General features: G+C 35.3%; 16 protein-coding genes. 3 read left to right on the top strand and 13 right to left on the bottom strand.

Going from position 1 to position 22,264, the window contains the following annotated elements; genetic code table 11:
• Positions 1 to 281 precede the first annotated feature (281 nt).
• On the bottom strand, positions 282 to 1,487 hold the full coding sequence (gene hmpA, locus EDF66_RS04110; RefSeq protein WP_132769486.1) for an NO-inducible flavohemoprotein: 1,206 nt from the start codon (positions 1,485 to 1,487) through the stop codon (positions 282 to 284).
• 223 nt (positions 1,488 to 1,710) lie between these two features.
• Positions 1,711 to 2,976 (bottom strand): chloride channel protein, encoded by a 1,266-nt coding sequence (locus tag EDF66_RS04105; protein WP_132840827.1) that lies wholly within the window; start codon positions 2,974 to 2,976, stop codon positions 1,711 to 1,713.
• 632 nt (positions 2,977 to 3,608) lie between these two features.
• On the opposite strand from EDF66_RS04105, the gene EDF66_RS04100 reads away from it, so the two are divergent.
• The 3 genes from EDF66_RS04100 (at position 3,609) to gmd (ending at position 8,041) form a co-directional block, all read left to right on the top strand.
• Positions 3,609 to 5,555, top strand: a complete 1,947-nt coding sequence (locus tag EDF66_RS04100) for a polysaccharide biosynthesis protein (RefSeq protein WP_132840825.1) — start codon at positions 3,609 to 3,611, stop codon at positions 5,553 to 5,555.
• A 404-nt stretch (positions 5,556 to 5,959) separates the two neighbouring features.
• Positions 5,960 to 6,907: a GDP-L-fucose synthase family protein gene (locus EDF66_RS04095; RefSeq protein WP_132840823.1), complete on the top strand. Its 948-nt coding sequence runs from the start codon at positions 5,960 to 5,962 to the stop codon at positions 6,905 to 6,907.
• A gap of 36 nt (positions 6,908 to 6,943) precedes the next feature.
• Positions 6,944 to 8,041 carry a GDP-mannose 4,6-dehydratase gene (gene gmd, locus EDF66_RS04090; RefSeq protein WP_132840821.1) on the top strand — a complete coding sequence of 366 codons (1,098 nt, stop codon included), beginning with the start codon at positions 6,944 to 6,946 and terminating at the stop codon, positions 8,039 to 8,041.
• Between the two features lie 123 nt (positions 8,042 to 8,164).
• Here gmd and EDF66_RS04085 read toward each other — a convergent pair whose 3' ends face one another.
• The 11 genes from EDF66_RS04085 to EDF66_RS04035 form a co-directional block, all read right to left on the bottom strand.
• On the bottom strand, positions 8,165 to 10,495 hold the full coding sequence (locus EDF66_RS04085) for a hypothetical protein (protein ID WP_132840819.1): 2,331 nt from the start codon (positions 10,493 to 10,495) through the stop codon (positions 8,165 to 8,167).
• A 376-nt stretch (positions 10,496 to 10,871) separates the two neighbouring features.
• The gene (locus EDF66_RS04080; RefSeq protein ID WP_132840817.1) at positions 10,872 to 12,608 is read right to left on the bottom strand and encodes a RagB/SusD family nutrient uptake outer membrane protein; all 1,737 of its coding nucleotides are present in this window, start codon (positions 12,606 to 12,608) and stop codon (positions 10,872 to 10,874) included.
• A 12-nt stretch (positions 12,609 to 12,620) separates the two neighbouring features.
• Positions 12,621 to 15,857, bottom strand: coding sequence for a SusC/RagA family TonB-linked outer membrane protein (locus EDF66_RS04075; protein ID WP_207898451.1), 3,237 nt, complete (start codon positions 15,855 to 15,857; stop codon positions 12,621 to 12,623).
• Positions 15,858 to 16,260: 403 nt separating this feature from the next.
• A complete protein-coding gene (gene idi, locus EDF66_RS04070; protein ID WP_132840815.1) occupies positions 16,261 to 16,773 on the bottom strand; it encodes an isopentenyl-diphosphate Delta-isomerase in 513 nt (170 codons plus the stop codon).
• Between the two features lie 20 nt (positions 16,774 to 16,793).
• The gene (locus EDF66_RS04065) at positions 16,794 to 18,083 is read right to left on the bottom strand and encodes a cryptochrome/photolyase family protein (RefSeq protein WP_132840813.1); all 1,290 of its coding nucleotides are present in this window, start codon (positions 18,081 to 18,083) and stop codon (positions 16,794 to 16,796) included.
• A gap of 39 nt (positions 18,084 to 18,122) precedes the next feature.
• Complete coding sequence (locus tag EDF66_RS04060) at positions 18,123 to 18,809, bottom strand: lycopene cyclase domain-containing protein (protein ID WP_132840811.1); 687 nt, start codon at positions 18,807 to 18,809, stop codon at positions 18,123 to 18,125.
• Positions 18,810 to 18,811: 2 nt separating this feature from the next.
• On the bottom strand, positions 18,812 to 19,267 hold the full coding sequence (locus EDF66_RS04055) for a sterol desaturase family protein (RefSeq protein WP_165902363.1): 456 nt from the start codon (positions 19,265 to 19,267) through the stop codon (positions 18,812 to 18,814).
• Complete coding sequence (locus tag EDF66_RS04050; protein WP_132840809.1) at positions 19,264 to 19,734, bottom strand: SRPBCC family protein; 471 nt, start codon at positions 19,732 to 19,734, stop codon at positions 19,264 to 19,266. The genes EDF66_RS04055 and EDF66_RS04050 overlap by 4 nt, the downstream gene beginning before the upstream one ends.
• 245 nt (positions 19,735 to 19,979) lie before the next feature.
• The gene (locus tag EDF66_RS04045; protein ID WP_207898449.1) at positions 19,980 to 20,414 is read right to left on the bottom strand and encodes a phytoene/squalene synthase family protein; all 435 of its coding nucleotides are present in this window, start codon (positions 20,412 to 20,414) and stop codon (positions 19,980 to 19,982) included.
• Between the two features lie 76 nt (positions 20,415 to 20,490).
• Positions 20,491 to 21,159 carry a MarR family winged helix-turn-helix transcriptional regulator gene (locus EDF66_RS04040; RefSeq protein WP_132840807.1) on the bottom strand — a complete coding sequence of 223 codons (669 nt, stop codon included), beginning with the start codon at positions 21,157 to 21,159 and terminating at the stop codon, positions 20,491 to 20,493.
• A gap of 399 nt (positions 21,160 to 21,558) precedes the next feature.
• Positions 21,559 to 22,125, bottom strand: a complete 567-nt coding sequence (locus EDF66_RS04035; protein ID WP_132840805.1) for a fasciclin domain-containing protein — start codon at positions 22,123 to 22,125, stop codon at positions 21,559 to 21,561.
• Positions 22,126 to 22,264 lie beyond the last annotated feature (139 nt).

Here is a 22,264-nt window from a genome sequence, read left to right as displayed (position 1 = left end):
CAATATTAAAGATATCCTTGAGTGGGATTTACCTGCTTTTAAATTTCTAAGGTAAGGTATTTCAACATTAAAAATGTTGAAATTATCGAAATCGATTTCGATAAAATATAAAAGGGATCATGATGAGCAATAAGCTAGTGGGAGATATCACCTTTAATATAATAGGTTAAATTATGGTGAATAGAAAAGACCAAGCTTCATAATGAAACTTGGTCTTTTTTAATATCGATTATTATCTTTTTGATTTGGAAAGAATCACTGATGTAATAAATATTTTTTGATTAATTCAACTGTAATGATGCTGGTCCAAATTCTTCAAAATAAATGGCTGACTTCTCAACTCCATGTTCCAATAAAAAATGATAATGTTTTGAAATGAAGGGAGCCGGACCACAAATAAAATATTCTGCTTCCGGTTGCAATACCACATTTTTTATTTGCGCAAGCTCTACCCTGCCTTTATACTCAAATGCTGCTGTTTCCTCAATATGATCATAAAAAATATGGCGATCGATCTTATTATCCCTAGCGATTTCTGCAAGCCTATCCTTGAATGCATGCACCGACTCATTTCTACAACCGTGTATCCAGGTAATTGGAATAGGTGATTCTACTTTATCTTTTACCAATTCTTCAAGCATCGCCATCAAAGGAGTTTGTCCGACTCCGCCACTTATAAATACTTTTGGGTTTTGATTTTCTGGTTGGAGCACAAATGTTCCCGCCGGCGCAGATAAATCGACCAAGTCACCTATTTCCACATGATTATGAAGATGGTTACTGATCATCCCGTCAGGATGTTTAGTTCCGATTTCTCGTTTCACAGAAATACGGTAGTATTTTCCATTTGGGGCACATGAAATACTATACTGTCGCGGTTGCAACAGATCCAATTCTGGTAAGAATAAACGTAGGCTTATATACTGGCCTGCCAGAAAATCAGCCACTGGTCCGCGATCACTAGGATAAAGATAAAATGAGGTAATCTCTTCCGATTCTTTAATTTTTTGCTTTACAACAAAAGGTCTCCAACCAGACCAGCCTCCGACTTTGGCAGTTTGCTTACTATAGAGTGACTGCTCGTGATCAGACATCAGAGAAGCAAGTTGCCCATAAGCCAGAGTCCAAGCCTCTAACAGTTCCACTGAAGCAGCATCGCCTAGAACCTCAGCAATGGATGCAATTAAGTGATTGCCCACAATCATGTAATGTTCCGGACGGATAGATAAACTGGTATGCTTATGACCGATACCATTGACAACAGGCATCAATACACCTGGGCTTTCGATATGCTCTGCGTATGCCAGTACGGCCATTGCTAGCGCTGTCTGCTGTTTATTATTCTGCTGGTTGCCCATATTGAACACATGTTTCAATTCAGGGTTATGCTCAAACATACGTTTATAAAAATGTGTTGTCAATAACACACCATGCTCTTTTAAAATTGGCACAGTAGCCTTAACTAATTGTTTTTGATCTGCTGTCATGTTATATTAATAAAAATAAAAGATAATTACATCTTTTATTGTTGTAAAAAAATGCTTTATGAAACAAAGTACTAGAAACGTGGCTAATTGCTATATTTAATCATTTTTATATGATAAACTTAAAATAAATAAACTCATCTCTAAGTCTCACAAAGATAAAAACAATAAAAGACTTTTCCATCTTTTATTTAAAAACTTATAACACAAGCAAGAAATACAGCCACTACTTTGCTATTTCAGGATACGTATAGACATTATAAGGGTTTATCTTTTTTGCTACTGCATAAGCGATCAATACTGCAATTGCTACTGGAAATAGTAGGATATATGCACCCGGAGCCATACTGCAGATCAAGAACAAGGCAGTGAAACGACCATGAATAGCAGCTGCTAATGTCGAAGCGGCACCTACCAAGGCAAAATTTAAAATCAATAAATCTAAACCAAAAATCATATTGCAAAACAATGCCACTGCCATACCCAAAAAAGCCCCAGCAACAATACTTGGCGCAAATACTCCACCATCACCACCGGCGCCCAAAGTAAGGGATGCGACCAAGGGTTTCAACATGACCAGAATCAGTAATGATATCGGAATCATCACTGCTCCCTGTGATGCTGTAGATAATTTGATCATTTGCTGAAGACCGTGATAACTATCTCCGTACAAGGCTGGAAAGAACAAAATAAAACTTCCAACGGTAAGTGCACCAATATTAACTCTCAAAAAATTACTATTTATTCGAGCAAAAAGTTTTTTAGAAGTCAAGACCAGTTTCATAAAATAAGTAGCCAATACTGCTCCGAATACAGCGACCAACATCATAAACGGCAGTCCATACCAATGCCACTCCACAACTGGAAAGGATAACAATGGTTCTTTTTCAAAATAATAAATTCCTATAGAAGAAACAATTCCAGCTATAGTACAGCTTAACAAAACAGTTTTCTTCAATCCTCGAGCGATCACTTCAATGGCAAAAAACCAACCGCCTAAAACAGTTCCAAACAACACGGCGACACCAGCTGTCACGCCTGCACAGATGAGCTCGCGCTTATATTTCATCGGTGCCCAGCCTCCTTTACTCATCTGGTTGCCCAATGTAGCAGTAGCCACTACCGTAGAAACCTCTATACCTGTAGATCCTCCAAAAATAACCGTAAGAAAACCGTTTATATAATGTGATGGAATTTTATATAATGGAAGATGATCCTGACGTGTATCCAGTGAACGGTAAATTTCACGAATGCCCTTATTTTTTTTATTTTGAAATACGTATTTCCGTAAAAAATAGATGATGGTAATACCTATGGATGGAAAAATAATATAGAGATAATGATTTATTTGCGACACATGCTCGAACAGATAATCTTGCCAATGGGTAGTGAGATGTTTGAGTGTATACGCCAAAAGTCCAGATAGCACAGCGACAATAATACTGCCTATCATGAGCTTAAAATAACTGTACAGTTTTATTTTATCTTTCATGATCGATTTCCTATTCTGGCGCAAAGCTACCATAAAAAAATGCAGTAATTCAAGTATTTGCAAGAAAAACTGTGCAAAATCTAGGTTACTATCATTGTTAATCCATGAACATAAAACTGTACATACAAACAGAAAATCAAAGAACACCTCAGTAACATATAAATTGTTTACTAAAATACTGAACCATTTAAATCAGTATAATGAATTATTTTTCAGTTATTCCTCGAATATTTAACAAAAATTATCCCTTGAAAGAGAAAAAAAATCACTGTAACAATTAAATTTATGTAGATTTGTAGCTACAAGCCATTGGACAATGAATATATCATTTTACAATAAATGATGAAAGAAAAGAACTCGAATAAATTGGAACAGATTATTTTTTACATCTTTTATTCCTTTTACTTATTTAGTAGACCAACGGCCGAATTAGCTGTAATCAGTATTTCTTTTATTAATCATATTTCATTATCATGAATATCTTGGCACGATTTTTACTTCATGATGGGAAATTTGAATAGGGTATTACTGACAACAAAAACCAACAATTTTTAAAATTAGGTAGTTGTTTCAACATCTATCTTATATCAAAGTTATTGTAATAAAATCACCTACTATTTGAAACATGTTTCATGATTAACCTTACGCTGCTAAAGAGAAAATTTCGAAAAGACAATCCAAGATGGGTTATTCTTTTAATTGATTTGTTTATCGTATTTGTCTGTTATGCTATTTCTAATTTCATTTTTAACAGCATGCATGAACAATATTCGACGGCCATGATGCTGAAGAAAAGTATTCTTATTTTACTGGTATATAGCTTTGCTTTTTCGATAATGGGGACCTATAAAGGCATTATTCGTCAAACTGGTATTCAAGATGCTATAAAGATATTTAAAACGGTGTGGTTGGCCTTTATGTTGTTAGCAATACCAACGATTGCTATTCGTTACTATATTCCAAAAGGAACAATTGCTGGCGATTTCTTACGTCTCTCTTACATCATACTTTTTATGCACAGCTTTTTCACGATGGTGATGCTGGTTGCGGCTCGTGTGACTTATCGGAGTATTTATGACATGCTTTTTCTTCCCAATCGGAAAAATCGAAATGTATTAATTTTTGGAGCTTCCAGACCTGGATTAGTAGCTTACTCACTTTTACGTGAAGACCGCCGTATCAAAAATCATGTTGTTGCGTTTGTCGAAGATAAAGTTTCACGTGTAGGTAAACGTATTACGGGATTACGTATACTCTATCTAGAAAAAATAGATCAAGCCTTCATTGACCAATTCAATATATCAGAAGTTATTATTGCAGTGGAAAACAATGATCCCGAAAGGTTAGTACAAGTAACAGACCATTTTCAACAACTTAACCTTGAACTGAAAATCATGCCGAATTCACGGGTTATGTTAAATTCTGGTGCCAAACGTGAGATTCGTCCACTAAAGATTGAGGACTTATTAGGAAGAAAAGCGATTAAGATTGAAAATCCGGGAATTGATGCAGAATTGGACAATAAAGTAATTTTGATAACTGGTGCTGCCGGTTCGATCGGAGGAGAATTATCCCGTCAGATTTCACAACGCAATTACCGTCACCTTATTTTATTGGATCAAGCCGAATCACCACTTTACGATCTTCAACAATCGCTAAAAGCTTCTCATCCCGATCGCGTTAAGTGTATTGTTGGTGACGTTCGTGATAAGCTATTTTTGGAACGGATCTTTAAACGTTATCGCCCACAGATGATTTTTCATGCGGCGGCGTATAAACATGTTCCTTTAATGGAACAAAACCCATATGAAGCTATCTGGACCAATTTAATTGGCAGTAAAAACATGGCAGATTTGGCTGTCGCATATGGTATCCATAAGTTTGTCATGGTATCTACAGATAAAGCTGTCAACCCAACTAATGTCATGGGAGCGACAAAGCGGGCGGCTGAGATATATGTCAATAGCTGTAGCGCATTAGGAAAAACCAATTTCATTGTGACACGATTTGGGAATGTATTAGGGTCAAATGGATCTGTTATTCCATTATTTGAAAAACAAATGGAGCAAGGTGGGCCATTGACACTGACACATGAAGACATCACACGATATTTTATGACTATACCAGAAGCTTGTCTATTAGTTCAAGAAGCTGGTGTTATGGGCAATGGTGGAGAAATCTTTGTTTTTGATATGGGTAAATCTGTCAAAATTATAGATTTGGCCAAGCGCATGATCAAGCTGAAAGGTTACCGTTATCCTGAAGATATTGATATTAAGATCGTAGGGTTAAGACCAGGCGAGAAAATATTTGAGGAATTATTAGCGAATGATGAGAATACACAAAAAACGCATCATCCTAAAATTATGATCGCTCAAGTAAATCGAGAAGACATAGCTGAAAAATGTCATCTAATTGAGCAGTTGAGCCGTGACATTACTTCGTTTGACAAAAGTGATATCAATGACATGCAACTAGTGCTACAGCTTAAGAAAATTGTTCCAGAATTTAAGTCACAGAATTCGATATTTAAAGATTTGGACGACCATCTTGAAGAAAAAGTTATTTTAAACACTTAATATGCGATAAATAAATATCGTTACAAAACAATAAATAACCCGCTTTACTACATATAGGTGGGTTATTTTTTTTGAGTTTTATATCTGTGAATAAAAGCTGTACAGTCGTTGTCTTAATCTCCTGTTTGTTTCACATTGAATTTATCCATCTCTAAAGGCTCTCTTCAAATATTTTAATACATTTATTTCTCATACAATTCCAATTATTCTTTCGTAATTTGCCATCGAATTCTTCATCGGGTTGCTATTTATAAAAAATAAATTCATTCGATTCAAGTATTTTGGATGAGAATCCGGTAGTCAAATTTATATGTACTCAAAGAGTTCAATATAATGAGCTATTATTTAGCAATACTGATTTCCTTTTTCATATCATCCAGTCTGTAAATAGAGTAAGAACAAAGATGAAAGACAAAAAAATATATATAGCAGGTCATCGTGGTATGGTTGGTTCAGCAGTCAAAAGAAATTTAGAGAACTTAGGTTACCATAATTTCGTTTTACGAAGTTCTGCTGAACTGGATTTAAGAAACCAGTCCGAAGTACAGGAATTTTTCAGGAATGAAAAGCCAGCCATTGTAATTGATGCTGCTGCAAAAGTAGGTGGTATATTAGCCAATAACAATTATCCTTATCAGTTCTTGATGGATAACATGCAAATTCAAAACAACCTTATAAACGAGTCATTACAAAACGATGTTGAAAAGTTTATTTTCCTAGGTTCTTCTTGTATTTATCCCAAATTTGCACCGCAGCCTTTACAAGAATCCAGTTTATTGACGGATAGTCTAGAGCCAACAAATGAATGGTATGCCTTGGCAAAGATTGCGGGGGTTAAAGCATGTCAGGCGATACGTAATCAATTTGGAAAAGATTATGTTAGCCTTATGCCTACAAATTTATATGGCACACATGATAATTTTGATCTCACAAGTTCACATGTCCTGCCAGCGATGATTCGAAAATTTCACGAAGCGAAATTAGAAGGACATACCACAGTCAACTTATGGGGATCTGGAAGTCCGATGCGCGAATTTTTATTTGTGGATGATTTAGCTCGAGCTGTTGCATTTGCGTTAGAAAATAAGCTTCCTGAGTACCTATATAATGTCGGTACAGGAGTAGATCTTAGTATCAAAGATTTAGCCACTCTCATTCAATCTGTTGTCGGTCACCAAGGAGAAATTAACTGGGACAGCAGTAAACCCGATGGAACTCCACGCAAACTTATGGACGTAAGTAAGATGCATGAATTGGGATGGAAACATCAAATTGAATTAAAGGATGGTATTCAGACAACCTATCAATGGTTTTTAGAAAATCAGGATAACTACAAAGAAGTAAAATTATAAGTATTCAATACTACTTAAATTAAGCATATAATTAAGATGAAAATTGCATTAATCACTGGTGTAACCGGACAGGATGGCTCATATTTAGCAGAACTATTATTAGAAAAAGGCTATATGGTACATGGTATCAAACGTAGAGCATCCTCTTTCAACACACAGCGTATTGACCATATTTATATGGACCAACATGAAAACCATGTCAATTTTAAGTTGCATTATGGAGATTTGACCGATTCAACTAATATCATCCGTATCATTCAAGAAGTACAACCTGATGAAATTTACAATCTGGGGGCGATGTCACATGTTAAAGTATCTTTTGATTCACCAGAATATGTAGCGAATGTCGACGGTATCGGAACATTACGTATTCTTGAAGCTGTACGCATCTTAGATCTAGAGAAAAAAACACGGATTTATCAAGCATCTACTTCCGAATTATACGGTTTGGTTCAAGAAGTTCCTCAGAAAGAAACTACACCATTTTATCCGAGATCACCTTATGGAGTCGCAAAGATCTATGGTTTTTGGATTACGAAAAACTATCGTGAAGCATATAAGATGTATGCTTGCAATGGTATTCTTTTCAACCACGAATCGCCACGAAGAGGTGAAACTTTTGTTACTCGCAAAATTACGATGGCTACAGCTGCCATTGCACACGGCAAACAAGAATGCTTATACTTAGGTAATCTCAATGCACAGCGCGATTGGGGGCATGCAAAAGACTATGTGGAAGCCATGTGGCTTATCTTGCAACAAGATGTAGCCGAAGATTTTGTCATCGCAACAGGGGTAACCACTTCTGTTCGTGAGTTTGTACGTATGGCATTTGCTGAAATAGGTATAGAACTCGAATTTGAAGGCAGTGAAGCTGCTGAAGTTGCAAAAGTAAAAGCCTGTAATCACCCCGATTATCAATTAGAAATCGGGAAAGTTGTTGTAAAAGTTGATCCACAATATTACAGACCGACTGAAGTCGATTTATTGGTAGGTGACCCAACTAAATCAAACACACAATTAGGGTGGAAGCCGAAATACGATCTTGCAGGTTTAGTAAAAGAAATGATGGAATGTGATGTTGCTTTAGTCAAAAGAGATTTCTTACTAGCCAATCATTCACAGGTTAAATAGATACGACCTCTCATAACGTTCAAAATAAAATAGGGTAGTGCATTGCAATGAGTTGATGCACTACCCTATTTTATTTTGAAGACAAATTTTCAAACGTTCTCCTATTAGTCTTTACTTATCCATCTACATTACTTTTTGAAAATACACGAGTTTTCCCGATTTTGTGATACCTTGGATCGTGACCTGTACCTTTCCTGCTCGATTATTATTTAAAAATTCGATCTCTTTTGCTGCAACGTTCTTATAGTAAACCAGTATGGGATTCCAGTACAATGTAATACGATCTCCAAAACCGCTTAAATTTAAATTTTCATTTACACTCTGAAAAGGGCGGAGTGATGTATATCCTTTAACTTTCTGCAAATCAACTAACCTTCCTCTATCTCGTACCACTTCAGAGGACGGGAGCGTATAAACGGCGACCACAGGTCCACGACTAACCGTTGGCGTAGGTCCTTCAATTACCTTCACATAAGCAATTTCATTCATAGCCAGGTAGCTTACTTCCTCCGCAGTTGTTTCGATCTCATTGATATAATATGCGACAACATCACTTTTAAATTTCACGATTGGCACATTTGTCATGGGTTGACTAATAATCTGTAATCCCGCAATCTTACCCAGCTGTAGATAAGTAAACAGGTTAAAACTACCTTTGGCCTCTTTGTCGCCCTGAATATCTATGCCCCTTCCATCTTTTGAAAATAGTCCACTTTTAGCATATTTATTATTCAAATCTTTTACCCTTTGTTCATTTACTATTTTGCCGCTAATCTTTACTGTATCAAGTTTGGTTATATCCCTTTTCAACAAAGTCGCCATATACCGAGTTCTAAAATTATCAAGTAACGGATTTTTTTCTACTTCCGTGTTTATCCATAACGATCCTGCATATGGTATATTTCTCAAAGTATCTACCTTGGACATATCATAAAAAGTATAATTCACTTTAAAAGGTATGAACCTCATTTTATCCTCCACCTGCGTGACACGTAACTGTACGGTATCAAATGGAACATAGTCCGTTATTTTAAAACTATTCTCGCCATCAAAAGGTACTTCCATATAACGCATAACCGGGTCCAGTTCACCTTGATACCCAAATGAAATACCACGCTTCGCTTTTCCATCCTCAGCTAAGTTGTCTAAAGTCTTTTCTATTTTTTTCTTACCCTTTTCTTTTAATTCCATTTTACCATGTAATAGTAATATATCATCTGGTTTCCTTTTACCATTATCTGGTATAATAAATTCATCTTTGGATAATGCTGCAATGTATCGCTCATCTTTAGTAATGTCTTGAACAAATTGATTTTCAAATGGCTTTTTTGCTATATTTTTAAATAAGAGATCTGATATCATCGTAGCAGTGCTATCTAATGGAAAAATTCCATCAATAATAGAAACTGAAACATTCGCCAGCTCACCTTCTGGCAATTGAACACGTAACAAATTTTTCCCCAATGGTTCCGAAGAACGATTGACAAAGCTAACATCTGGCGTTATAAAAGTTTCTTGACTTTTAGTGATCAAACCTTCTTTTTGTAATAGATTTCCATTTATATCGTACAACAAAAATTGGAGAACACCATTTACTAATCCATCCTTTGGCAATACAAGTGTTTTTACATCTTGCCCATCCTTTATAATTACTTTTTCATCAAATAATTTCTGGTGATCGAGATAAGCTTGAACAATAACTTCATCGTTTATTTTTCCAACTTTAGAAACCGTCAGTTTATATTTATCTGCACTTTCTCCTACAGTTATCTTATAACCATGATCAACAACGTTAGGTAATACTGTTTTAATTTTTTCACCACCTACCATCTGCCATTCCAAAATATATTCGTTGGCCTCAGGAGTTAGGAATACATTGACTTCTCCATTTTTATCGCTTTCAAATTCTTCTACCACTTTTCCATCGGCTGTTTTGATTTGTCCCTTAAAAAAAATATTTACTGGATTTTTAAAGAGGAATCCAACTGGTTCATGGAGCAGCATATGTTTTATTTTCGGATACATTATCAATTCGGGTATTTGACTCATTCCGCCATTCAATACAATTTTCTCATCTTTTTGATAAATAGCAATACTTTTATCATAAATCAGATTAGGAAAATCAACCGTATTTTTTGTAAAAGCATTCAATAAAATTCGATGTTCTGTATAGTTTTTAGGCACCAAATACTGAGCTGCAAAAACTCCATCAACCACAACATAAACATTATTTTCCAGTACCGCCCCCTCTCCATCAGCCCAATCAATATAGACATTTCGTATAGCACTATCCAAAACACCATCTGTCACTACATATCCCTTAAACAAGATTGTATCCCCAGGAAAATACTCGGTTCGATCCAAGTGAATCGCTATTTTGGAGATTGATTGTGCCTGTGTAAAAAGACTAAGAAAAATTAAATTAAAAAAGGTAATGAAGCGCAGTAGTTTCATGTATTTATTATGGCTTTGGTTTATAAAATTGAATGGTTAGCAATTCCCATCTAAAGTAATAATAAATCATAACACTTAAGTGTTAAATTTTCAAGTGGTTAAAAAAGTTCTACTTGAATTTTCAACTCATTTTCAGAGGTTACTTTACGATAAAGGTTTTAGCAATCCAACTTATGCAGGTTCTATCTTTTTTGAGAATAACACAGAATAAAATACCATTAATGAAAAACACCTTTACATGAGAAACTGTATGATATATGATATCTTCATCCTATCATTTCTATGAAACGTGACAGATTTTACTCTATTAAGAATAAAAATGTGTATTACTAAAGGTAAAAAAGCACGGAATTAAATCCCGTGCTTTTTTTCAATACTACCAGTTAGGGTTCTGTTCTAACTTTACATTTTTAGCGAGTTCAGAAGTTGGCAATGGCCATAAATAATCCTTTTTTTCATCAAACCTTCTCAACGATGCATCTTGAAGTATGATATAATTTTTATCGTTAACCTTCGTTGTCGATGCATCCCATTTCTGACCAGAGTCGGTTAAGTACTCACTAAATAGATAACTTCCATAAAGTGTTTTTGGCAATTCGAACTCAGCAGTCTTCCAACGTATCAAATCCCAATAAGCTAAACCTTCAAAAGACAGTTCCACTTTACGCTCACGCCGTATTTCCGTTAGCATATTTAAGCCGTTGGCATTGACAAAAGCATTCGTCAACTTAGCCATACTTACAAAATTAGGATTAGTATCCGTCCCTATATTAATCTGTGGCAATCTATCTCTTAGCGCATTGATCGTCTGGTCTAAAACAATGTCAGATATAGCTCCATTCAATTCATACACCGCTTCAGCATAATTTAACAAAACCTCAGCATAGCGTATAAAAGGTCTATCTATATAAGATGCCTGCAAATTCCAGAAATTCTTATTCGCGTATTTACGTATACCATAACCACTTCTTTGTTGTGTGGGATGTGGAATTGTGTAATCACTGCTCGATATAAACTCATCTCCACGTTTGAATAAGGTAAAGCTCATGCGCGGATCTTTCTTATTAAAGTACTGAGCATGTGTCATCGTTTTATTCGGTGCTTGGTATAACGGTGATTTATCAATAGGCAGTCCATCTGCCATTAAATAGTTATCTACAAAGTTTTGTGTGGGTACGATTGTCCCTCCTTCGTAGTAACGCTGCACAGCAGTTGATACAATGGCATTTTCACGGCTTACCCCATATACTTTTGCAACGATATTTTCTTTATTAGCACGGCCATCACCGGCTTCCTGAAAAAGATTAAAGTAAGCATTATTCAGCACTTCGCCTTTTGTACCAGTACTTTTTTGCGTAAACAAACTATGAACATTTGAGCTGATCACTGCTTCTGCTGCATCTTTAGCCATCGTAAGGTGTTTGGTTGCATCTCCGTAATGATGATATTTCTCACGAGTACCTTCAAATAGTGCAATACGAGATTTCAACGCCAAGGCTCCTGTTTTAGATATTCGTCCATATTCTTTCGCCGCATTTATTTCATCTGCAGTCCGTAAAACAGAAGTTGCATAATCCAGATCATCAAAAATTAATTTGAGTACTTCATCACGACTTGCTCTTGGTAAATATACATCAGGGTCATCAACCCCCATTGTCTTAGTGATTAACGGTACACCACCAAAACGTTTAAACATTTCGAAATAATAAAGTGCTCTAAAGAAACGAGCCTCTCCAACATACCAGCCTACCTGTGTTGCATTCCCTCCTTTGTCCAGTACCTGCTGGGATTTTTCGATAAGTTGATTAGCCTGAAATATTTTGTAATAATCATAATCATCACTTTCCGCTGGTTTTACGCGGGAACCATCACTGATTTTATCCCCATTATTGTTGGGATAAGCATCTGTAGACCAGTTATCCATCGATACGTCCTTTAATGTTAAACCAGGGAGCGTACTATAAAAATAGTTCGCTGCCATACGCAGATCGCTCACTGTATTCCAGAAGTTAACATCACTTACAGTTGTTTCGGGAACTTCATGTATATCACAGGAAACAACAGAACCGAATGATAGAGAAGTTAATAGTAAATATATAAATCTTTTATTCATGATGATAATCAATTAAAAATCAATGTTTAAACCAAATGAGAACGAAGTCGTAAAGGGATAAGGATTAGAGATCGTACGTGTTGGTTCATTCTTATCTGTCGTTTTCATTTCAGGATCAATACTTCCCTTAAAAACACCCATCCTAGAGAATGTCAATAAATCTTCACCTGATGCATATATGCGAACTCTAGAAAAGGGTAATCTAGGTAACTTTTCTTTGGTTAAGGTATAGCCTAGCTGAATATTTTTTAATCGAGCATAAGCACCATTCAAAAACCATTTATCAGAACTCTGAAAATTATGATCCCCACTTAAATATGGTCTTGGAAAAGCAGCATCCCTATTATCAGGAGTCCAATAATCGGTTTGGAAACTCACCGGTAAATAATACGAATACAATAAAGGTTGGATCAATTCATTGCTTGGCTTAAACTTACGTTTTGCAATTCCTTGAATAAAGAAGCTAAAATCAAAATTCTTGTAGCCCATATTAACATTAAAACCAAACTGGTAACGTGGGTTGATATCTCCTAGATATACCAGATCACCGGTATTGCTAAGTTTACCATCACCTATACCAATCTTCTTATCATCATCAATATCTTTGTATCGTACATCGCCAATTCCAGGAACTCCTGTTTTATTGATAAAATCTTTATAACTTGGAGCCAGTGCAACTTCTGCCTCATTTTGAAAATAACCGTCCGTTAGGTATCCCCATATTGAATTCAACGCATACCCTTCTACTCTTTCATTTACCCCACCGTTTATGATATCATTTGCACCACCATATTTAACTAATTTATTCTGATTGTCTGCTAAATTAAAAGCCACACCGTATGTAAAGTCTTGACCTACTTTATCATTATAACTTATTGCGGCCTCCCATCCCCAGGTTTTCAACTTTCCGTCATTGGATTTTGGCACTCTAATACCTAAAGTTTCAGGTAAACTGACCTCCACCAACATGTTATTGTTAAATTTATTATAATAATCAAACGATCCTTTCAATTTTCTGTTCATTAAACTGAAATCCAAACCAAAGTTTTGAGTTTCTACAGTTTCCCAGGATAAACCAACAGCAGGTAATAAATCCTGATACAAATAGGTCTGTCTAACATCTCCTAGCACAACATCTGATTTACTTAACAACTGAGAGATAAAGTCATAATAGCCTATTCCCTGTTTTGAACCTACTTTACCCCAAGAGGCGCGTGGTTTCAATTCATCAAAAACTCCTGAAATACCATCAAACCAAGATTCCTTAGACATATTCCAACCAGCAGAAAACGAAGGAAAAACTTTCACACGATCACCGACAGATAGGCGGGAACTCTCGTCACTCCGTACAGTAGCTTCAAAAAGATATTTTTCTTTGTAATTGTAATTGAAGCGTCCAAAGTAGGATTGCATCTTTTCCCGCTCACCCAGTTGTAAATTTGATTTATTTAACGCATCTGTCGTAAAATTTAGACTTGGATTATCATTCACGTACAGATTTTTAGTTGTTGCATTTACCGTTTGATAATCATAAGTATACAACTGGTAGCCGCCCATCACATGAAAATTATGATCCGAAGATAGCTTAAAGTCATAGTCTATGATAGCTTGATAATTCTGTCTAATGGTTTTATAATCCGTTATTGAATAATTATTTGGATTATTTAATTGAGTCGCTGAAGTTGGTAAAGGACCAGAAAAATATGTAACCGTTCTTCTAAAATTTCTATTTTGTCTATTAATATCTTCACGGCTATACATCGCTTTCACTTCGAGTCCCTTCACAAAATTATTAACCGTTGCTGTCACATTATTGAAATATGTACTGCTGCGATCCCTGTTAAAACCACCATCTTTCAATAAAGCATAGCCAAATGCCGATGATGTACCACTGCGATAATAAGTACCATCTTCGTTGTAAAGTGGAAAACGCATTCGTGAAGAATACAACTGTCTTAATAAACCATTTCCACCTCCATCAATGCCATAGCCCCCGTCCTGCGGGTTATCTGTTGCTTGATCGATAAAGGAACTTCCCAGATCCAGCTTAAGATACGAATTGACACGCGCAGAAAGGTTAAGACGTGCATTCCACCGTTCAAAATGATCTTCTCCAACTTTGAACATTCCCTGTTGCGTCATATTACCTAAAGAAGCCATGTAGGTAATATTATCGCTACCACCGGAAAACTGCAGGTTATGATTATACAGGTTATAAGATTTACGCACGGTCTGGTCAATTATGCTTTCCCGATTATATGTTCTCCAAAGGTTGTTGGCCCCTAAAACAAAAGTAGGGCCATTAACAGCATAATCCAGATCTTCGGCATTATATTCAGGTGCATCACCCGCATTAATTTTACCAAGGTTAACATAGTTCATTTCATCGATCAACGATAATCTTTTAGGCATATTGGCCGGTTGTTGCCAAGCCATATTACTCATTAAAGAAATACGGTTTCTACCTTTCTGTCCTTTCTTTGTTGTAACTAATAATACTCCTCCTGCAGATTGAGCACCATAAATAGCAGTCGCGCCCCCATCTTTAAGCACACTAATATTCTCGATATCATTCGGATTCAATGCCGTAAAAGTTGCTTCCGAACTGATTACTCCATCAATTACAATTAAGGGGGAAACACTGCCATTTGCAGAAGTAGCTCCGCGCACCTGAATATCTAATCCTTGTGCTCCGGGTCGACCTGATTGTCTAGAGATTACAAGTCCCGGAGCGGCGCCTTGGAGCATATTGACTACTGTAGGTGCAGGTCGATCCTTTAATACTTTTGAATCGATCTGTGAAACTGCACTCGTTAGATTGGTTTTCTTTTGATTACCATACCCAACTACCACGACCTCTTCAAGAATATCTTCATTTGGTTTCAAAGTTACCATTGCGGCACTTGTTGCAGCAATTTCCTGACTGATATAACCGATCGAACTAAATACCAAAATGGGGTTGAGGGAACTTACTGCAAGAGTGTAGCTTCCATTGTTATCTGTTGAAGTGGAGCTTTTGCCTCCTTTTTCTCTCACTGTAACACCGCTGACACCCCTACCAGTTGCATCAACCACTTTACCAGAAATGTTATGTTGCACTATAGATTGAGTGTACACCAATACCTTGGGCGAAAGCATATTTGCACTTGCCAGATTAGGTAGCATGGTCAGCGAAAGTGGTGTTAAAAGTGCAAGATGAAAATATAATCTTGACCACTCCTTCTTATTTGAGTAATTGTTTTTAACCATATTCTATGTATTAGGTTTTTATTCGTGTAACATTTGGTTATAGTGAAACAAGTCTAAACAAAAAAAAACCACGTATACTATCGCTCAGACTAAGCAATCGATTGCACGGCATACGAAAACGATGTAGAAAAAAGATGTGTTAAAATATTTTGCAAGAACATGCAAAAATAAACACAGTATAATTTTGCATCATACTGCGATATAGGAAAATTAAAATGGTAAAAGCACTATACACATATGGTATATCATATCTCAGATAATCCCAGTAGAAAGTTATTTAGTAATCACAACATCTAAAAAGGACCATATATTCAGGTGCTGCTAAGATTTTAGAGTTAATCACCCCCGAAGAAACGAGATTTAGTAATAACTTAAATTTTAAAATTCAAGTAACTAAACCGCACTATATATGTTTTATGATTTGGGGCAATGCTATTCTAAACCAATAGGTAAAGGCATCGGGCTCAGCAGCAATCTGTTGAAGCAGATCTAACCGATCGATCCACTTATAATTAATGACTTCATTGACATTAGGTACAGGTTCCCTATCCGTATATCCCACAAGTACGTGATCATATTCGTGTTCGATGAGATTATTTTCCACAGGGGTATGATAAATAAATGAAAACACTCTTTTCAGTTCACATTGTAATCCCATTTCAAACTGTAAGCGCTCTTTTGCGCTCTCCTCAATATCTTCATCTAATTGTGGATGCGAGCAACATGCATTCGTCCACAATCCGCCACCATGATATTTTTCATTCGCTCGTTGATGAATGAGCATCTGTCCTTTGGTGTTAAAAATGAAAATAGAAAATGCGCGATGCAAAATTCCTTTTTCATGCGCCTCCATTTTGTCCATTTCACCTACTACGTGATCCTGTTCATCTACCAATATTACTTTATTTCTTTTCATATTTTTTACAGACAATAAATTTACAATGCTTGCTTATATACTCTCAGTGCTCTTTTACGTGCTTCCTCGTGCGACACTATCGGTATCTGAATATATTTTTCATAATCAGGATTCCAAGTCTTGATATAAGACAGATCAGCATCAAATTTTAAAGTTTGCGCTGTGGGATTAAAAATACGGAAATATGGCGCTGCATCACAACCACATCCAGCCACCCATTGCCAGTTACCATTATTGGCCGCCAGATCATAATCTAATAATTTTTGAGCGAAATATGCTTCACCCCAACGCCAGTCAATAAGAAGATGTTTACAAAGAAAACTAGCCGTAATCATTCGTACCCTATTATGCATAAATCCCGTTTCATTGAGTTGCCTCATGCCTGCATCGACAATCGGATAACCCGTTTTCCCGGAACACCAAAGCTGAAATTCAGCTTCATTATTTCGCCATATGATCGAATCATATTTTGGTTTAAAACTATGTGTGACTACGCGCGGATAGTGATACAGTATTTGCATAAAAAATTCCCTCCAGATCAATTCAGAAAGCCATGTCTCATTATATTTCAAAGCAAACGCTACACACGATCTGATTGAGATTGTGCCAAATCTTAGGGCAATACCTAAGCGTGTTGTATGATCTAATGCAGGAAAATCACGCTTTTTATCATAATCGCTTATAATCTCCAGTTCTAAATTAGGCTTTTCAAATATTATATCCGTTTTCTGAAAGCCCAATACCTCTAGCTCTGTAATTTTCAATGGATTAGTTTTATAAAAATGTTCTGCAGAAACTACTACAGAGGCATAATTCTGAGGAACCAATAGGCTTTTCCATTTTCTCGAATAGGGAGTGTATACACTGTAGGGGTTGCCGTCATCTTTAACAATATCCGACTTTTCAAATATAACCTGGTCTTTGTAAGTATTAAATTGAATGTCTCGCTCTTTCAGGTACGATTTTATCAGCTTATCTCTTTTTATTGCCTGTGGTTCATAATCTCTATTACAGTATACACCTTGTACATCATAAATTTTAGTAATAATCTCAAAAATCTCAAGTGGTTTACCGTGATAAGTCTGCAACGTTGATCCATAATTATGCAAAGTACTATTTAGTGAATTCAAAGCTTGGTGAATATAATCCACTCGTCGATCTTTGTCAGTTTCCAACTTTTGAAGTATAGTCGTATCAAAAATAAATATAGGGAGCACAGGGTAACCCGATGCAACAGCCTGCTGTAACCCCACATTATCTTCTAAGCGCAGGTCACGTCTAAACCAAAATACAACAATCTGATCATTCATCTTTACTATTTTTAATCCTTAACACGTTAATTATTGCGTTTAATCATTTTTTTGAAACCGTTTAAAAAAATAGATGTTAAGCATAAACTGCGCATACCCATATACTGCGTCTTCTATCGGAATGGTCAGCATACGAATATTGAGTATTTGATCCGAATTATAATTGACTATAGGAGAATCCAATCCAGTTCCGGTGAGCACACCATTCACCATAAAAAAACCAGGCATTAAGCACAGATAAACAAATGAACCTTTTCCAATCCAGTTCACTTTAGCTATATAGTGCAAATAAATTATAGTTCCAGCAGTTATCGATGCCGTAACAAGTGGATATATTTTCTTGTAAAATAGAATACCGGTCAATATGCATACCACTACAGTAATCCATACCAGTAAATTGTTGAATCGATTTGCCCAATTAAGATTAAAAAATTTGTCGAGACAGAAGTAGGTAAAAACACAGGAAAATGGTATACAAATAAAAAACAACCATTCTTCAATTGGCAAACCCAATAATCGTAAAGGCATGGTATAAGCTGTATTAAACCACCATACACCCATTTTAGTAAACTGTATATCCCATACAATGAAAGGAATTGAAACAATAATACTTGCTTTTAAAAATGCTCGAAAATATTTATTAAACTGTATTCGACGATCAAAAGAATAAATAAAACAAATGACAATGGTCAGAAAATTGATCAGTATATAGGTATATGTTTGCATTCTTAATTCTTTTTGAAATACATTTTAAAATATTTAACTGGAACCCAAAGAAATCCAAAACATTCGCCCCTCTCTCTTCCTAAATGTTTATGATGCTGCTTATGTGCTCGCCTGATGGCTAATAGATATGGGTTTTTGGTATTACTTAAAAAACTGATACGCTGATGAATAAAAATATCATGCACAAAAAAATAAGCCATTCCGTAGAGTGTAACCCCCAGACCGATATAAAAAAGGTAATTAAAACCTTCCTGACGCCCTAAATACATCAAGATGATAGCAGGTATCGCAAATATGATGAAGAAATAATCATTCTTTTCAAGATGTCCCTCTGTACTGTGATCATGGTGGTCTTTATGTAAAATCCATAAAAAGCCATGCATCACATATTTGTGAATCAACCAGGTTGCTCCTTCCATCAGAAAAAAAGTAGAAAACACAATTATTAGATTCATCATGACTGCTTTTCAGAGTTAAATATTTTTTCTAAGACTTGATAGCGATAGTTAAAAATGTGCTCCAATTTTTTGTGTATGATCAATCGATGCACAAGTCTACCAAAAAAACCGAAAGGCATTTCATATCGTACAATATCTTTCATTAAAATACCATGCTCATTAGGAATAAATTCATGAAAATGACTCCATTGTTTATAAGGCCCTTTTAATTGGTGATCAGTAAAGCTTAAATGGTGTCTAACCTTTTTTATTTTCGTTCGCCATTTCATGGTAATTCCGAATAAAGGCGAAATCTTATAATCAATGATCATACCTTCGTATATCGGTACATCTGGAACTTCATTGACAATTATAAAATTCATATCATCCGGTGTAATTTTAGCCAGATTATGAGGCGAAGAAAAAAAGTTCCATGCCGTTTCCATATCACAATTCAATTGCTGCTCGCTTTGCAATAAATAGATCATATTAATGAGTTTTTAATTATTTACACTTCGTTTTATTAAGTTAGATTTATTGATGATTTCATATTTATATCCTCATTAAATACCAAATATGCGAAACGGTCTGGCTACCTCTATTTTATATTACAAATAACTACTCATCATTAAAGATAGTTTCTGACTATTTGGGATGCGAATACGTTCTTTTAACATACGCTGAGCTGGTACCTGTTTTATCTTTCTCAATAATAGCCAATAATACTTATATGCTAAAAAACTCCAAATTTGGAAGAACTAGGTAACTTTTCTATTCCTAATAACGCCTCCTTAAATTCATTTTCGATATCCAATTCAATTGCCGCTCTAATCGTATTGTTAAAAACGCTCATATCAACATCTGGAAAATATGTTCGGACCAAAAGGTGGTAATCATCTTTTATATCACGTAGAAAATTTATTTTTTTAAATGCCGATCCTAATTTCATCGCATATGGTCTCAATTTTTCATATGCTCCCTTGTTACCATCTACAAAAAGATGGAGACACATCAATCCTACAACTTCAGCAAAGCCTAAGATATACTCTTTATACACATCTTCGTCATATTCAACTTGATTTAGATCCATTTCCATACTCCTCAGGAACTGATTTACCAAACAGCGATCGATCCCATATAGGCGTAAAGTTTCTTGAAATGACTGCATGATCGGGTTTAGTTAAATACCTTCTTCCAAAGCGATCTTAAAATTTTGCCCCCTAAGTAAAATTATAGGTACCTACTTAATTATTCAACAAAGGATAGTTTTCAGCAACAGAAGTAAGTAAATCTGCAACGTCAATATTTTGATCATAGATTGGTTGATGAAATTTTTCCAATTTTTGCAATAAACGTATCAATTCCATTTTTTCCGGACGTGTCAAATCCCCCGTAACAATTTGACTTGCTTGCCGAATTTTATCCATTTGATTCTCGAGAACACGTAGTCCCTCATCTGTTATAGAAATGACTTTACTCCTTTTATCATCCTCCGAATCGACCTGGCATACCCATTTTTGGTGAATCAACCTATTGATAATCTGCATACCAAAAGGTTTATCATGGATATTACGTTTTATAAGTTCCATTTTTATCATTGGCCCAAAAACTTTCAGATTAATCAAATAAATAAAATCTTCTTGTGTAGAAAAACTTGATTCGTGGATGGCCGATTTAGAATAATTTTTTGCAAATCTGTTCATCTGCACGATTAGTGTATTAATAACACTCTCAGGATTTCGCCCGTTTTCCTTTCCCTCCCAATCCGGCTCTGCAGGAACTATGCCTTTGTAATGATCAACTATAAATTGCTGAAAGCCTGCACTGTCTTCACTATACTTTCCACTTTCTTGCTTATTTTTTTCAAACTTTTCAAGTAGTTCAATAGTATCTCTTAATAAATTGTAATTCATGATTTATACATTGAATAAATAAATAGAATAAAAATATTCTATTTATTTTCATAAATGTACATTTTTAAAATTTAATATTGAAATATAGTTGATTATTGCTCTAAATATTTTTTTGATATTGTTTAAATTCTCAGATAATATGTTTTAAAACTTTACCCTATCAAAGTTGTTTTAAGGAATAATTTTTCAAAAATTAATTCCCTTTTAAAACCAATAGTACAAAATTGGCCTCAATAAAAAAAACTGTAAAACTACTATTAAAATAGATTTACAGTTTTTTATTTAGAAACACCTTTTTTAAAATAATATTCAAAAGTCTCAAGATCACCGAAAAAGCGTAAGTTTTATTTTCAGAAAAGACTTAAGATTACAAAAACATTTAGCAACCTAAAAAAGTACCTAAGGCATCAATACATGGTCAATAACATGAATTATACCATTTGATTGTACAACATCCGAAATCGTCACCTTAGCATCTTTTCCTTTAGCATCACGTACATAAAGATCCTTACCCTTCGTCCAAAAAGTAATCTTCCCACCTTCTATTGTAGTCATATCAGCTTTACCGCCCATTTCCTTAACAGATTTTAAGATAGATGCGGCATCAAATTTTCCAGCCAATACATGATAGGTCAACACTTTCGTTAACATACCTTTATTTTCAGGCTTTAATAATTTCTCAACCGTGCCCTTCGGTAATAAATTAAACGCTTCATTTGTTGGAGCTAATACAGTAAAAGGCCCTTTAGAAGATAATGTCTCTACTAAACCTGCAGCCTTCACTGCAGCGACCAAAGTAGTATGATCTTTTGAGTTAACCGCATTCTCAATAATATTTTTAGTTGGATACATTGCAGCTCCACCTACGATTACAGTTTTATTTGCATGTTGTGCTACAACATTTCCGCAAAAGAGAACACCCATCAATAATAATCCGAGTGTCATAAAAGTGAATTTCTTTTTCATTTCCTATTTTTTTTAGTGGTTATCATTTTATTTACCCTATTTATATCACTTACGAAATAATGCTTCAATTGGATTGCGTTTTGAAATTAAAAATATCTCACCGCCATTTTATGCTACATCATTAAAAAAAAACTTGGTC

The sequence above is a fragment of the Sphingobacterium sp. JUb20 genome (assembly GCF_004342035.1).
Taxonomy (GTDB): Bacteria; Bacteroidota; Bacteroidia; order Sphingobacteriales; family Sphingobacteriaceae; genus Sphingobacterium; species Sphingobacterium anhuiense.
This window is presented reverse-complemented; position numbering and strand designations above follow the sequence as displayed.